Source organism: Pontibacter korlensis (assembly GCF_000973725.1).
GTDB classification, from domain to species: domain Bacteria; phylum Bacteroidota; class Bacteroidia; order Cytophagales; family Hymenobacteraceae; genus Pontibacter; species Pontibacter korlensis.
On sequence record NZ_CP009621.1, the window covers coordinates 2,587,107 to 2,602,397 of the forward strand.

At 47.2% G+C, this 15,291-nt stretch carries 13 protein-coding genes; 3 read left to right on the plus strand and 10 right to left on the minus strand.

Annotation, left to right across the window (positions count from 1 at the left end; all coding sequences use genetic code 11):
- Nucleotides 1-106: 106 nt before the first annotated feature.
- Nucleotides 107-1,459, minus strand: coding sequence for an adenylosuccinate lyase (gene purB, locus PKOR_RS11250; protein ID WP_046310818.1), 1,353 nt, complete (start codon nucleotides 1,457-1,459; stop codon nucleotides 107-109).
- Between the two features lie 364 nt (nucleotides 1,460-1,823).
- On the opposite strand from purB, the gene PKOR_RS11255 reads away from it, so the two are divergent.
- On the plus strand, nucleotides 1,824-3,809 hold the full coding sequence (locus tag PKOR_RS11255; RefSeq protein ID WP_046310820.1) for a biosynthetic peptidoglycan transglycosylase: 1,986 nt from the start codon (nucleotides 1,824-1,826) through the stop codon (nucleotides 3,807-3,809).
- A 96-nt stretch (nucleotides 3,810-3,905) separates the two neighbouring features.
- Here the strand turns inward: PKOR_RS11255 and PKOR_RS11260 are convergent, their stop codons facing one another.
- Nucleotides 3,906-4,595 carry a tetratricopeptide repeat protein gene (locus PKOR_RS11260; protein ID WP_046310822.1) on the minus strand — a complete coding sequence of 230 codons (690 nt, stop codon included), beginning with the start codon at nucleotides 4,593-4,595 and terminating at the stop codon, nucleotides 3,906-3,908.
- A 241-nt stretch (nucleotides 4,596-4,836) separates the two neighbouring features.
- Between PKOR_RS11260 and PKOR_RS11270 the strand changes: the two genes are divergently transcribed.
- The gene (locus tag PKOR_RS11270; protein ID WP_046310825.1) at nucleotides 4,837-5,859 is read left to right on the plus strand and encodes a bile acid:sodium symporter family protein; all 1,023 of its coding nucleotides are present in this window, start codon (nucleotides 4,837-4,839) and stop codon (nucleotides 5,857-5,859) included.
- 91 nt (nucleotides 5,860-5,950) lie between these two features.
- On the opposite strand, the gene PKOR_RS11275 is transcribed toward PKOR_RS11270, so the two are convergent.
- From PKOR_RS11275 to hemG, 8 genes are all read right to left on the minus strand, one after another.
- Nucleotides 5,951-6,277, minus strand: coding sequence for a DUF3817 domain-containing protein (locus PKOR_RS11275; protein WP_046310826.1), 327 nt, complete (start codon nucleotides 6,275-6,277; stop codon nucleotides 5,951-5,953).
- Nucleotides 6,278-6,425: 148 nt separating this feature from the next.
- Nucleotides 6,426-7,544, minus strand: coding sequence for a chorismate mutase (locus PKOR_RS11280; protein ID WP_046310828.1), 1,119 nt, complete (start codon nucleotides 7,542-7,544; stop codon nucleotides 6,426-6,428).
- A 2-nt stretch (nucleotides 7,545-7,546) separates the two neighbouring features.
- On the minus strand, nucleotides 7,547-8,728 hold the full coding sequence (locus PKOR_RS11285; RefSeq protein WP_046310829.1) for a pyridoxal phosphate-dependent aminotransferase: 1,182 nt from the start codon (nucleotides 8,726-8,728) through the stop codon (nucleotides 7,547-7,549).
- Nucleotides 8,729-8,734: 6 nt separating this feature from the next.
- Nucleotides 8,735-9,601: a prephenate dehydratase domain-containing protein gene (locus tag PKOR_RS11290; protein WP_046310831.1), complete on the minus strand. Its 867-nt coding sequence runs from the start codon at nucleotides 9,599-9,601 to the stop codon at nucleotides 8,735-8,737.
- A gap of 227 nt (nucleotides 9,602-9,828) precedes the next feature.
- Nucleotides 9,829-10,935 (minus strand): chorismate mutase, encoded by a 1,107-nt coding sequence (locus PKOR_RS11295; protein WP_084694768.1) that lies wholly within the window; start codon nucleotides 10,933-10,935, stop codon nucleotides 9,829-9,831.
- 330 nt (nucleotides 10,936-11,265) lie between these two features.
- Complete coding sequence (locus PKOR_RS11300; protein WP_046310833.1) at nucleotides 11,266-12,207, minus strand: TerC family protein; 942 nt, start codon at nucleotides 12,205-12,207, stop codon at nucleotides 11,266-11,268.
- 243 nt (nucleotides 12,208-12,450) lie between these two features.
- Entirely contained in the window at nucleotides 12,451-13,185 is a 735-nt protein-coding gene (locus tag PKOR_RS11305; protein WP_046310834.1) for a polyprenol monophosphomannose synthase, read from the minus strand.
- A gap of 17 nt (nucleotides 13,186-13,202) precedes the next feature.
- On the minus strand, nucleotides 13,203-14,549 hold the full coding sequence (gene hemG / locus PKOR_RS11310; protein ID WP_046310836.1) for a protoporphyrinogen oxidase: 1,347 nt from the start codon (nucleotides 14,547-14,549) through the stop codon (nucleotides 13,203-13,205).
- A 125-nt stretch (nucleotides 14,550-14,674) separates the two neighbouring features.
- Between hemG and PKOR_RS11315 the strand changes: the two genes are divergently transcribed.
- Nucleotides 14,675-15,193, plus strand: a complete 519-nt coding sequence (locus PKOR_RS11315; protein ID WP_046310837.1) for a D-glycero-alpha-D-manno-heptose-1,7-bisphosphate 7-phosphatase — start codon at nucleotides 14,675-14,677, stop codon at nucleotides 15,191-15,193.
- Nucleotides 15,194-15,291 lie beyond the last annotated feature (98 nt).

The following is a 15,291-nucleotide window of genomic DNA, read 5'->3' on the forward strand; positions in this document are numbered from 1 at the left end:
CTAAAACAGAGCTCTTAATTACATGAGGAAGTACACCAAAAACAAGAATCCCCGGAAACCAATGACGTCCGGGGGTTCTTGTTTTAAAGATATTTATGAAGAGTGCTTATACCAACTCTACACCTGTATAGTTGAAAGGAGAGATTTTCTTAAGCTCCTCTTTCACGGCATCGCTTACCTGTAAGGTATCAATGAAAGTATGGATGCACTCTTCCGTCATTTTTTCGTTTTTACGCGTCAGTTCTTTCAGAGCCTCGTATGGTTGTGGGTATCCCTCACGGCGCAGCACAGTTTGTATACCTTCCGCTACTACAGCCCAGTTGTCTTCCAAGTGAGCATTCAGAGCAGCCTCATTCAGCTCCAGCTTACCAATACCTTTCTCTAACGATTTTAGAGCAATTAGTATGTGAGCTAGTGGTACTCCAACGTTGCGTAGTACAGTAGAGTCGGTTAGGTCACGCTGTAGGCGGGAGATTGGCAGTTTAGCAGCCAGGTGCTCCAGCAAAGCATTGGCAATGCCTAAATTACCTTCAGCATTTTCAAAGTCGATTGGGTTTACCTTGTGGGGCATGGCAGAAGAGCCTACTTCACCAGCTTTAATTTTTTGCTTGAAGTATCCCATAGACACATACTGCCACACATCGCGGGAGAAGTCTAGCAAGATAGTGTTCAGACGCTTAAGTCCATCGAAATAGGCTGCCAAGTTATCATAATGCTCAATTTGAGTGGTATACTGGCTACGCTGAAGACCCAGAACGTCCTGCACAAAGCGGTTGCCGAAGTCTGGCCAGTTAATGCTTGGGTAAGCCACATGGTGTGCGTTAAAGTTACCGGTAGCACCGCCAAATTTAGCCGAAAAAGGCACCTGGCTCAGTAAGTTCAACTGTGCCTCCAGGCGCTCTGCAAAAACCATCATCTCCTTGCCCAAGCGTGTAGGAGAGGCCGGCTGTCCGTGGGTGTGTGCCAGCATCGGAATATCTTTCCACTGCTGTGCTAGCCCTTGCAGGGTTTGATGCACTTCCTGATAAGTAGGCTGCAGTACACGCTCGTGCGCCTCACGAAGTGAAAGCGGAATTGCTGTGTTGTTTACATCCTGTGAGGTTAAACCGAAATGAATAAACTCTTTGTACTCACTGAGGCCCAGCTCATCGAACTTTCCTTTGATATAGTACTCCACCGCCTTCACATCGTGGTTGGTGGTTTTTTCTGTTTCCTTTATAGTTAAGGCATCCTCCTCAGAGAAGTTCTCATAGATGGCGCGCAGCTCCGGAAACTGGCTGGAACTGATGTTCTGCAGCTGTGGCAGTGGTAGCTCGCAAAGTGCTACAAAGTATTCTACCTCTACCAATACGCGGTAGCGGATCAGGCCAAATTCAGAAAAGTAAGGGGCAAGGTCGCTGGTGTGGCGGCGGTAACGGCCATCAACCGGCGAAATAGCAGTGAGTGTTGTTAAGTTCATGTTATGGGGATGTGGTTCTCCTGTTCAAAGATACACAGGTTTGCCTCAGGAAGCCAAATATGCACCGCTACTCTTATACTTTAGCTCTTTAATGCCTCATTTTTTGCAGATAATTTGATGCAACTTATTGACAGATAGAATGTTTAAGATTCTGCCTAATGTGAAATTTTGGCACTAAGCTTGCGGAAAGTGGCGTTAAGGGTATATCCTAACAGGCCTGCAACCGTAATAGGTGAAGTATGTTTATAATATAGCTTAATACCATTAAGTATATATATAATTTAGTATATTAAAAGTACACCATAGATTTTTTGATACAATTCTTATTACTTAATTCGCACCGGATTATATTTTGGACCGACGTTTGAAAAATAAAATACTGATTTGGGCTGGCGGAGTGCTGGCCTTCTTTATACTTCTGACTGTGCTGCTCTTCGCCTTCAGAAGCCGCTTGCTGGAGTATACCATTGAGCGGGTAATTGCCAAAGTAGAGAACAAGTACCCCGCGGATCTTAACATTGGCAGCGCTGAGTTTGTGGACTGGAACTCAGTTGTGCTTAGCGATATTTCTTTTGTACCGCATAACTTGGATACCCTCTTCACCACAGATAGTGTTCACGCTACTGTCAGTTTCCGCTCGCTCTTTAAAGGCCGAGTAGTTTTCAGGCGTTTGCAGGTAACCGATGGCTACCTCACTGCTGTAAAGAACAATGATGTAACCAACTTTGGCTTTCTCTTTAAGAATGGAGAGGAAACAGAGCAACCTGTTGATACTGCTAGTACGGGCCGAAACTATGGTCTCCTGCTCAATCGCTTGATAGAAACAGCTTTCGATAACGTGCCGGATCAGGTAGATTTCAAAAACCTGAACGCCTCTTATACTTCGCCTAATCGTACCATCGACATCAGAATGCCATACTTGCTAATGGATGATGGAAACATTGATTCAGAGGTATATGTACGCACTGACTCCATAGAGAACAACATGCGTGTGCGAGGTACCATAGACCCCGGCGATTACCGGATTTCTGCCAGTCTCTATGCCGGCGACACTGCTGGCATACGCCTACCATATGTGCAGCAGAAGTTTAATGCAAAAGTTGCTTTTGATACGCTGCATGTAAGCCTGGAGGATAAGGAGTTTCGGAATGATATGCTAACGGTTCGGGGTAACGCCATGGTAGATGACCTTGTGCTGAACCACGAAAAACTTGCTGCCGAGGATATACATGTTAGTGAGAGTGCTGTAGATTATGTGATAACGCTAGGGCCTAACCTTTATGTAATTGATAGCCTCACAGAGGTACGCGTAAACAGAGCCCGTACTAATATTTATGCAGCTTATCAGAATAAAGATTCTAAGATTATAGACCTGAAGGTGAAAACCGAGCAGGTGGCTGCAAACGATTTCTTCGACTCCCTGCCATCTGGCCTGTTCGAGAACTTGGAAGGTATCAAGGCTGAAGGATGGCTGCAGTATGATATGAAGTTTCATGTAAACATGGATAGCCTGGAGCAGGTTGTGTTTGATTCAGACCTAGATGCTTCTGAAGACTTTAAAATAGTACAGTGGGGTAATACCAATATCGAAAAGATAAATGGCTCGTTTACGCATACCATGTATGAGTACGGCAAGCCGATCCGTACCTTCACTGTTGGGCCTTCTAACCCATTCTACAGCCCTATTAGCCAGATTTCGCCGTACCTGCGTAACGCCATACTTACTGCTGAGGATGCAGGCTTCTATAGCCACAACGGTTTTCACGAAGAAGCTTTCCGGCAGGCAATTATCAAGAACCTGAAAGAGGGAGAGTTCGCCCGCGGTGGTAGTACCATCTCGATGCAGCTGGTGAAAAACGTGTTCCTGACTCGCCAGAAGACGGTAGCCCGTAAGGTAGAGGAGGCCATAATTGTTTGGTTAATTGAGAACCTGGACCTGGTATCAAAGAACCGCATGTTCGAGGTCTACCTGAACATTATTGAGTGGGGACCAGATGTATACGGAGCTAAGGATGCATCCCGCTTCTATTTTGGTAAGCAGCCATCGGAGCTGAACCTGGCAGAAGCTATCTTCTTGACCAGCATTATACCTAGCCCGAAACGCTACCGTGCCTCCTTCGATAGCCACGGTAACCTGCGTAGCTGGAAATCTGGATATTACCGCATGATTGGAGGCATCATGCGACGTAGGGGGCTGATTACTCAGGAAGAGTATGAGAACTTATATCCGAACGTGCGCCTTTATGGCCGTGCCCGCGACCTTATTGTAACCGCTCCTGATACCTCTGTTGTGGAAGAGGAGGATAATGACCAGTTTGAGCTGGAAACAATAGATATGCTGGACTTCTAAAGCATAGAGTATATACAAAACAGCCCCTGTAGCTCGTGCTGCAGGGGCTGTTTTGTATATACTCTATGCTGAGCAAACTCCGCTTAGCTTAAGCAACTATTTGCATTGCTCTAACAAAGGGGCAATTTGAGCTTCTTTTACTCCTAGTTGCAGGGCTTTTTCTAAGTCTGACTTTGCAGAGCTTTTGTCGCCTAAGGCTAACTCAAGTTCTGCCCGTGTTACATAAGCTATACCATAGTCTGTGTCTAGCGCCAGCGCTGTCTTAATGTCTTTCATACCTCTGTTATAGGCTTTCATTAGTAGGAACAAGTCTGCTCTGTTGTTGTACAGTATAGCATCTTGAGGATAATTTAGAATTAGGTCATTCAGGTCTGTTAGTGCTTCATCATACTTACCTTCAAGTTTTTTAATATTGACTAAGTTGGATTTTGCCTGATAGTTTGTGGGGTTGATTTTTAGTAGGCTCAACAAGTCAGCTTTAGCTCCTTGCTGATCGCCTAGTAGTTTTTTAGAATAAGATCTGTTAAGTAAAGCTTCTTCGTTAGATGGATCCAGGGCTAAGGCTGCTGTATAGTCCTCTACGGAACCTTTATAGTCTTCCATGACACGCTTAAGTGAAGCTCTGTTGTTGTAGACAAAGGCAGATTTGTTGTTTAGCTTACCCGCTTTACTGTAGGAAGACATGGCTTCTTTGTTTTTGCCTAGCCTGCGATACATGGTGCCCAAGTTGGAGAAGTGGATGTAGTTCTTCTCATTTTTTAGGGTCTTTTTTGATGGCAGCTTCAAGTTTCTCTATGGCACAATCCATATCATTTTGTTTAAAGCAGTTGTAGGACTGATCTACTAACTCACCGTGTGTCTGGGCCTGAACACCAACACTACAAGCCATAAGCAAGACAATGAGGAGGTTTTTTTCGTGCTTATTTTCATGTTTATACAATGTTTATTAAGTATAGAAAATCTCAGTTTTATATCAAACCCATTCTTACTATAGTGTATAGTCCTGTTTTCTTTGATATATTCAGCCATGACTAAAAATCAACAACCGCTTGGCCTTATACCACGTGCAGGAGCCATGGCCGCCCGGGTAGGCTTAGACTGGTTCCTGCTAGCGCTTATAAGTATGATTGTGCTGGCTTATTTATGGCCGGAGCTAGGTGTAGATCGGGAGCCAATATCCCTAGGTGATCTGGCCAATTATGGCGTATCCGTTATCTTCTTTTTCTATGGCCTGCGCCTGAGCCCTGAGAAGTTGAGGGTGGGCTTGAGTAACTGGAAGCTACATGTAGTGGTGCAGCTGAGTACCTTTGTGCTTTTCCCGTTGCTGATTCTGCCACTGCACACTTTTTTTGAGGATACACCGCAGGAGCTTCTTTGGTTAGGCGTGTTTTACCTGGCAGCTTTGCCATCTACTGTTTCTTCTTCGGTAGTAATGGTATCGATTGCCGGTGGCAACATACCTGGAGCCATCTTCAACGCCAGCATCTCCAGCCTGATGGGCATCTTTATTACCCCCCTTTGGATGGGATTGTTCTTGACGGCCAATACCGAAAGTTTTGATATGGGAAGTATAATGGGCAAACTGGCATTGCAGGTCCTTTTGCCAGTGATAATGGGTATAGTGTTGCATCGTTTCTGGGGAGAATTTGCAGAGCGAAACAAAAGCCGCCTGCGCATATTTGACCAGATTATCATTCTGATCATTGTCTATACTTCTTTCTGCGAATCTTTTGCCCGTGAGATGTTCAGTGGCTATAGTGTTGGAGATATACTTATTCTTGGCACTGCCATGATTGGCCTCTTTTTCCTGGTGTACGGTCTTATCCTCGGCATTACGAAGTTGCTTGGCTTTAACCGCGAGAACCAGGTTACAGCGATCTTTTGTGGGTCTAAAAAGTCGCTTGTTCATGGCACTGTTATGTCCAAGGTACTTTTTCCGGGCGGCAACATGGTCGGTATTATCCTGCTTCCGATCATGATCTACCACGCCTTGCAGCTGCTCGCAGCAAGCATCATAGCTAAGGCTGAGGCACGGAAAGCTGCTGATTAACTCTTAGAAAGTGTACTGATCATCTTCAGACTTCATAAAAAAGCCCCATCTGTTTTTACAGATGGGGCTTTGAATTATATAACTCCGCAGCCTATGCTACTTGCTTCTGCTTTTGAGCCTGTAAAGCGGCCTCCTCTTTATCTAACAGCTTCTTGTCAAGTATAAATGGGCCGAAAGGAAGCAAAGAGGCGATGAAGCCAGCTGCTACTTTCTTAAATGACCAGTTGTACGCTAGTGTTACCTGCAGTAGTGCCAGTATGTACAGTACAAACAGCAGGCCATGTGCCCAACCTACATACTTTACAAAGAGAGGCATGTCAAACATATACTTTAGGGGCATAGCAATACCTAACAAAATCAGGTAAGATAAGCCTTCGTAAATGCCCACTGTGCGGAGGCGCGAAATAGGAGTTTTCATGAGTGCTATGATTCTTGGTGAATGTTGCTGCCTTGCAACATCATAAAGGTACAAAACGTGCCTTGCTTTACTTCTTAAATTCGACGGAAGTAAGGAAACAGCAGTTATTCGGCATGTTTCACCAATTAGATGGGACAGTCATTCCAGGCTACTCCTGCGTTACTGTTTTAGGTGTGGCAGGTGCTGCAAAAACTTCGTTCTGAATACCAAGAGAAAAGCCATGGATAGCATCGAAAATGGCTCTTACAAAATCCTCGTCCAAACCGATATCGCTCGCTGCTATAAGCCTGTTTTCCAGGAGTTGCTTCCAACGGCCAGCCTGGTAAATGTCAAGTGAATTGGCACGCTTGTACTCACCAATACGCTTCGATACATCAGCACGCAGGAACAGCACGTTAAGCAGTTCACTATCTAAACGATCGATCAGGGCACGCAGGTCCTGCAACTGTTCTGGTTGTGCTACACGCTCCGACTCCAGGTCCAGTACGGTCAGCAACTTATCCAGTCCGGCTGGCGTTACCTGCTGCGAAGCATCGCTTAATGCTACATCCGGGTTGATATGTGTTTCAATCATCAATCCATCCACGCCTAGGTGCAGCGCCTGCTGGCTTACTGTCTCCAGTAAATCGCGACGGCCGGCAATATGGCTAGGGTCACAAAGTAGCGGAATGCCAGGGGCGAGATTACGAATTTCTTGTATAGTTTGCCACTTCGGGTGGTTGCGATAAGGCTTATTATTAGGAGTGGAGAATCCGCGGTGGATCAGGCCCAGGTCAGTGATGCCGGCACGGTTCAGGCGCTCCAGTGCTCCCAGCCACAACTGTATGTCTGGGTTAACAGGGTTCTTTACCATTACCGGAATGTCTACGCCTTGTAGCGCATCTGCTACTTCCTGTACCGAGAAAGGGTTTACTGTAGTGCGTGCACCAACCCAAAGTATATCTACGCCATGCTTCAGGGCCTCTTCTACGTGTTGTGTATTTGCTACCTCAACGGCAGTTAGCAGGCCTGTTTCCTGTTTTACAGTTTTTAGCCACTCCAGGCCAATAGTACCTACACCTTCAAACATGCCCGGGCGAGTGCGGGGCTTCCATATTCCTGCACGGAAAATGGATACACGATGGTCTTTTTTCAACTCCAATGCTGTTTGCAGCATCTGTTCTTCGGATTCAGCACTGCAGGGACCGGCAATTACTGTTGGTAACGGACCACCGTTCAAGATTTTAGTAGTGGCAACTGTTTTTAGGTTAGATGTTGTGGTACTCATGGTTATACTTTGGTTAATGTTTCCTTAGATAATTTGATTCTGTTGATGGCTTCCTGCAGCTGTTCTGCGGGGGCACAAAGAGACACGCGTAGATAGCGCTCGCCCTGGCTGCCGAATATTTTTCCGGGTGTCAGGAAAATTCCCTGCTCATAGAGCAGCTCATCGAGATAAGCTTCTACATTAGATACTTCCTGAGGTACTTTGGCCCATACAAACATCCCAATCTGGTTTAACTGAAATGTGCAGCCAAGCTCCTCCAGAAGTAAATGTGCTAACTGCTGCCGCTCAGCATACACAGCATTGCGGGCAGAATGCCAGCTGTTACTGTTTTGAAGTGCGGCAATGGTGGCCTCCTGTATTGGTAGCAACTGCCCGGAGTCCAGGTTACTCTTCACGGCAAGTATGGCGGCAAGGTACTCCCGCTGTCCCAACACCATACCCACGCGCCAGCCAGCCATATTATGCGACTTGCTTAGCGAGTTTAGCTCTAAGCAATTCTCCTTGGCTCTGGCTATACTTAACAGGCTCAAAGGAGCTTGCTGGTGTAGCACCAGGCTGTAAGGGTTATCATTAATAAGAAGCAGGCCGTGTTGCTGCGTAAAGGCTATAAGCCACTCAAACATTTCTGCTGTGGCAGCAGTTCCTGTTGGCATGTGCGGATAGTTGATCCACATCAGTTTAACACCGCCTTGAGCCACTAGCTTTTCCAATTCCTCACGCTGTGGTAACCAGCCATTAGCCTCATCCAGTGTATAAGTTACTGCCTCGGCACCTGCTAGTTTTGCTGCAGCAGCATAGGCCGGGTAGCCAGGGTTTGGAATCAATATTTTATCTCCCGGATTAAGAAAGGCCATAGAAATATGGAAGATACCCTCCTTTGATCCAGCCAGAGGCAGTACTTCCTGCTCCTTCAGTTCTACCTTGTAGAGTTGCTGATACCACTGTTGCATAGCCTGTCGTAGCTTGGCGGTACCATTATAAGGTTGGTATCCGTGAGTAGTAGCCTGCTGCGCCGACTGCGTTAGTGCTTCTACTGTAGCCGGGGAGGGCGCCATGTCGGGGCTGCCAATGCCAAGGTTAATGATGCTTTTTCCCTGAGCCTGCAGTGCACGCACCTCTGCCAATTTTCGGGAGAAGTAGTACTCCTGAACATGCTGTAACCGGTCTGCTTTAGGTATGATCATAACTCCTTAATGTGTAGCTAAAGCCTCTTTTTCTGGTGTTGCTACACTTGGTCGTGCAGCCTTCTCCAGCATTCCCAATACCTGCATGTCTTCCACTAACGGCCTTACCTGTGCAATTGCCTCCTGCAGTTGCTCCACATGCGCAGCCTCCAATTCGGCAACCAAATGCGCGCGGGTATCAGTTGTTGGCAGTGTTTGCAGGAGCGTAAGCTCTACCTGGTGCTTTTGCAACAGGCTAAGGAGTAAGGTTAGGGTAGAGGTATGTAGTGGTTTCCTGAAGGAGAGAATAGCTTTATCCGCTCCGGCTGCTACTTCAGGATTCTGACGCTGTAAAAGCAGGAAGCGGGTGTAATTATCAACAGAATCAGCAATGTTACTGGCCAATACCTCCAGTCCGTACAGTGTAGCAGCTGCCTTACCTGCAATGGCTGCGGTGTTCTTTAGCTGCTGCTCCAGTATGATTCTAGCGCTGTCAGCAGTATCGTGCGTCTCTACAGGCTGCAGTTGTGGGTGCTGCTGTAAGAAGGCACCACATTGTGCCAACGCCACTGGGTGCGACAGTACAGTTTGGATTTCTGTTAAGTTCTGCCCCGGCAACGCCAGCAGGTTCTGGTCTATTGGCAGCCAATGCTCTGCTATAACATGCAGCCCGTGCTCCTGTAGCAATGTATAATTTGGCAACAGGCTCCCGGCCAACGTATTCTCAATAGCCATTACTGCGGCATCTACTTCACCTTGCTCCAAGGCTGTGCAGAGGCTACGGAAGGTAGTGTGAGGCACCGACTCAACGGCATTACCCTGGCACAGCTGCCTGGCGGCCGCATCATGGAATGAGGCTGGGCCACCCTGGATTGCGATTCTGGTTCTGTTCATGGTGAGGTACAGGCTTAAAAAGAAAAAGCCCCGCTTTTGGCGGGGCTTCTCGGTTATACTTTGTTAGTTCACAAACACAATAGCATTACCTGTGGAGCCCCGTCGGAGTACCAAAAAAGTAATAGCTAAAGTAAAACGTGTTGTGTAACATTTGTCTTTCTTGTTCTTATCTGGTGCTAAATGTACTTAGCGGAATTTATAAATCCAACTAATAAATTGTTTTTTTGCTAAGCCACGGCAGATGATCCTACTCCGCTTTGCGGATTCTGGCGATGCTGCTGTAGTGCATTCATCAATGATTTGACGAAATTACTGTCCATGCTGCCTGCGCTGTCACGCTGTAGCCATGAATCAAGCTCCTGCTGCCAATGAGAAGTTTGCAGGCTTTCCTGTACATCGCCCATCTGGTGCAGGCTTATCTTTTGAGATACCTCACGGCGGCGCAGCAACAGCTCTACCAAGGCCTTGTCCATGTTGTCCATTTGCTGACTAAGGTCGTCCAGCTGCTCTACCAGGCGGTTAGTGCCATCTAATTTTACTTTCGTTTCGATGGCATTGATCAGTAGTTCTAACTCCTGCGGCATAAGCTGCTGCTGTGGGCTGCTTAAAGCAGCTGCAGGGTTCATGTGCGACTCAAACAAGAGACCGTCAACGCCAAGATCTACTGCTTTCTGGCTAACCGGGTATAACATACTTCGGCGGCCAGCTATGTGTGCTGCATCACACAGTATAGGCAGCTCAGGGTGCATTTCCTGCAGTTGTAGCATGTGGTCCCAGCGTGGGTGGCTACGGTACGGATACTGCTCGTCGGCAGCAAAGCCGCGGTTAATCAGGCCAAGGTCGGTGATGCCGGCTTGGTTCAGGCGCTCCAGAGCACCAAGCCAAAGGCGCATGTCTGGGTACACCGGGTTATTTACCAGCACAGGCATGTCGGTACCTTTCAGGGCAGCGGCAATTTCCTCCATAGCGAAAGGGTTTACCGTAGCGCGTCCGCTGATGCTCAGGATGTCTATGCCATGTTTCATGGCCTCCTCGGCATGCTGTGCATTGGCCACTTCGCAAGCGGTGCGCAGGCCGGTTTCTTTTTTCACCATATCGAGCCACTGTAGCCCCACCGTACCGACGCCCTTGAAGGAATTGGGGCGTGTGCGCGATTTCCAGATTCCTGCCCTTAACACATTAATGCCTTTGATGGCTTTTAACTGTTGGGCAGTTTTCAGCATCTGCTCTTCGCTTTCGGCACTGCATGGTCCCGCAATTAGCACAAGCTTGCCGTCTGCGTGTCGGAAGCTGCTTTGTTGTGCTACATTGATGGGTGTTCTACTTGCTTTCATGGTTGTTGCATGTTAAAAAATTTCTTTTTCTGTTTTGGTGTTGGGTTTAGTTTGAAATAGGCTGAAAACAAAAGAGCCCCGCTGATGGCGGGGCTCCCTTGGTGGTTTATTCTTGACAACTTTTTACGCTGCATAATACACTACCTCAGAAGCCCCGCATGAGGCACCTTAAAGGAATTAGTATTAATATTGGCCAGTAGTTGTAGCATGTCTTGTTCTAATTTTAAGCAAGTAAGAAAATTATTCTGTATAAATGCAAGTCTTTGCTGTAATTTATTTTTTGTAAATTATTTGATTTGCTGCAAAGACTGTTGCTCCTGAGCCTGAGGACTATTCCTTGATAGGAGGCTCAGGCAAGTCGCTTTCCTTCTTGGGGAAGAGCAGCGAGGCAATGATAGAGATGGCCAGTATAGCTCCCACTGCTATAAGCGCATAGCGCATATCCATATGGTAAATATCGCTGATCAAGAGTTTTACCCCGATGAAGGCCAGTATAAGCGAGAGACCGTAGTGCAGGTAATGGAACAGCTGCATAATGCCAGCCAAAGCAAAGTATAGCGCCCGCAGACCCAGCAGCGCAAACACGTTGGAGGTGTACACGATAAATGGATCCTTCGAGATGGCAAGTATGGCCGGAATCGAATCGGCAGCAAAAACCACATCTGTACTTTCTATCATGATAAGGACCAGGAACAGGGGAGTGGCGTACCACTTGCCATCTATCTTGGTGAAGAACTTTCCGCCAACGGCAGTTTTGGTGATAGGCAGGTGCTTACTGGTCCACTTAACCAGTGGGTTGTGCGCTGGGTCCACATCATTATCATGCGTAAAAGCCATTTTAATACCCGTATACACCAGAAAGGCGCCCAGGATGTAGATAAGGAAGTGAAACTTGGTGATAAGCGCCACACCCACAAGTATAAAAATAGCGCGCAGCACCAAGGCTCCGAACACTCCCCAAAACAACAGGTTGTGCTGGTACTTGGGCGGTACTTTAAAGTAGTTAAAGATCAGGATGAAGACAAAGAGGTTGTCTACGCTCAGGGATTTCTCTATCAGGTAACCGGTGAGGAACTCCATGGCGGGCTGTTCCCCTTTCCAGAAGTAGATAAGCACATTAAAGCATAACGCCAGCACGATCCAGAACAAGCTGGTAAGCAGTGCTTCCTTTATCTTCACCTCGTGCTCCTTCCGGTGGAACACAAACAGGTCCAGGACGAGCATTAGAACCACAAAGGCATTAAAGATGATCCAGAAATATATGCTATCCATAAGCGTAAGGATATTGTGCTGTTCTATGAAAGTCCAAATATAAGGAAGGGAAACAAGACTTGCTGATTCTGTTATACAGAATACTAGTGCAGGAGTAAAAATCTGGCTTTGAGGGTAAAACAGTTCACAGATTCCCTCTTACTCAAGCAGGTACTAAAGGGTAGACCGACTTTGATATTCCGAATCTACAAACTAGCAGGAAGGTGCTCGCCGCGGTCACATTATAAGTGGGAGTAGTATGATTTAATAGCGGTCGAAGTGACGAAAGTAGCTATTGATCTTCATCTTGAGCACACCAAGTACAGCCTCCTTAAAAATACCGGATGACATTTTAGATACACCCTTGGTGCGGTCAGTAAAAATGATTGGCACCTCTTTGATCTTGAAGCCATACTTGTAAGTAAGAAACTTCATCTCGATCTGGAAAGCATAGCCCACAAAGCGGATTTTGTTTAGCTGGATGGTCTGCAGAACCTTACGGCGATAGCACTTAAAACCAGCAGTAGTGTCGTGGATAGGCATACCTGTAACGAGGCGCACATAAAAACTGGCAAACCACGACATGAGCACGCGGCTCATGGGCCAGTTAACCACGTTTACCCCCTGCACATAGCGGCTACCAATAGACATATCATAGCCATCAACGGCACAGGCTTCGTAAAGGCGCAGCAGGTCTTCAGGGTTGTGTGAAAAATCGCAGTCCATCTCGAAGATGTACTCATAACCGTGGCGCAGTGCATACTTAAAGCCATGGATATAAGCTGTACCCAAACCTAATTTACCCTGGCGGGTTTCAAGGTGCAGGCGGCCTGGGAACTCATGCTGCAGTTGGCGGACAATGTCTGCAGTACCATCGGGAGAACCGTCATCAATAATCAGCAACTCAAACGGGTGACTCAAAGACATCACCTTACGTACCATCGCCTCTATGTTTTCCCGCTCGTTATAAGTTGGGATGATCACCAACGCATCTTTCATGCTTCAAATATAGCTAATCAGCTATTGTAGGCATGAGGCAGAGTTAAATTAATTTTGTTTGCCAGCTCTTTGGCATACCTGATACAGCTGGGAACTGATATACCTGAGTGCCAATTTGCGGCTATAAACATACCTTCTCCTTCGAGGGTGCAGGCCATCTTGTGTGCGTCCTCGATGTGTAAGTCGTACTGCGGCATAGACTGTTGCCAGAGGTGAGTGTACTGGAAGTTTGGCTTATCTGCTGTAATGTTGTGCAGGTTTTTTAGTTCCTGGTGCACTTGCTGTAGCAGCCCTTCTGGCTTTGTTAAGGCATGCTGCTCCGACTGTGTACCTCCCACAAAAGTAGTAAACAGCACCTCGTGCGGACGGCAGCGGCCGCTAAACACTGAGCTGCTCCAGATACACCCTGTGGTAAAAGCATCTTCAGCCTTTGGGTGCATTGCTCCAAATCCTTTCAAAGCGTTTCCCACATCCCGACGGTTGTAGGCAGTGTGTACCACATGAAGGGGTGGGTAATGGATGTTTTGCAATGCAGCAGCCATGCCCGGAAAAGTATAGTGCAACAGGTCTGCTGCTTTGGGAGCAGGCAAGGCCAACACCAGCAGGTCATACTCTTCATTGTCGGTATCGGCAGGGGAGGTGCAGCTAATAATATACTTTCCCTGGCTGCGGGTTATCATTTCTACGCGGTGTTCCGTGTGTAAGGAAATGAGCTTATCTGCAATAGCCTTTGGCAAAGTTTGCATACCCTCTACAAAAGAGAACAGCTCAAGGTAGTCTGCCTCATTTGAGCACTGTGCCAAGCCTTTCAGTACCGAACCATGTTCCTGCTCCAGCCTTTTTAGCTGAGGAAACAACTTCCGGATGAGTAGTTTATCTGGGTCGCCGGCATAAAGGCCGGTAACAAAGGGGTTAACACCGTAATCCAGCACGCCTGCCCCAAAGCGACGCTCAAAAAACTCTGTTACTGTTTCGTACTCATGTCCGGCAGGAGGAACGTTTTTCTCCTGTAGGATGCGGTACTTTGTCTGCCAGGAGAAGAAGTTATTTGATAAGAGGGAAAAAGGTGTGAGCGGAAGCCTTTCATAGGTGCCGTTGCGTAGTACGTAGTGATTGCGACTGTTACTGTCGGCAGGCAACACTTCCTGCTCCAGCTTCAGTTCACGAATCAGATCTTCCAGTTCTGGGGTGTATTGTATAGAGTTAGGCCCTAGCTCCAGGAGGTAATCGCCTACTTTTACGGTTCGTACATTACCACCTACCTGCGTGCCTGCCTCAAACAGGTCGTACGGAATACCTAGCTTCTGAAGGTAGTAAGCCAGCGCCAAGCCTGAAATTCCTGCTCCAATAATCGCTACTCTCATCTGCTGCCTGTGTTCCTGTTTTGTGGCACTTAAGTTAGTGGCTCTGCCCTTGCCTAAACCACTAGATACTTTCTTAAACGTGATTTTATGTAATTTAGCGCCTTAACAAATGCAAACTATCCCACATGCAAAAGCAAAAGTGTGTATTTCTGGACCGCGATGGCGTGCTTAACCGCGAGCGTGGCGACTATACGTATGCTTTAGAAGACTTTGAGGTACTGCCCCGAGTGCCGGAGGCGCTAAAGTTGCTGAAGAAGAACGGTTATCTGCTGATAGTGGTTACAAACCAGGCGGGCGTAGCCAAAGGCTTGTATACCAAGGCTGATGTTTTAGCTTGCCATCAGAAACTGCAGGATACTTGCGACACATTAATCGATGCTATTTATGTGGCTCCAAATCACCCGAACTTTTCGGCCTCCCTTTCCAGAAAACCAGATAGCCTGATGCTGGAAAAAGCCATAGCGAAATATAGTGTCGACCCGGCGCAGTCGTGGTTGGTAGGAGACTCTGAGCGGGACCTGCAGGCTGCTGAAAAGGTGGGAGTGCGCTCTATATTAGTGGGAGACAAATATGCGCCAGCTACTCATGCCCATCAGATGCAAGACCTGTGGGAAGCTGCACAATTTATACTTCAGAATGCTTAAGGAGTAGGGATAGCAGGGAGGGCGTAGTTGAGATTTCCTTCTTGTACTGGGAGTATTTCTTGGGCTATCAGATTACTATGCACTAGGGCCGGCGGTAT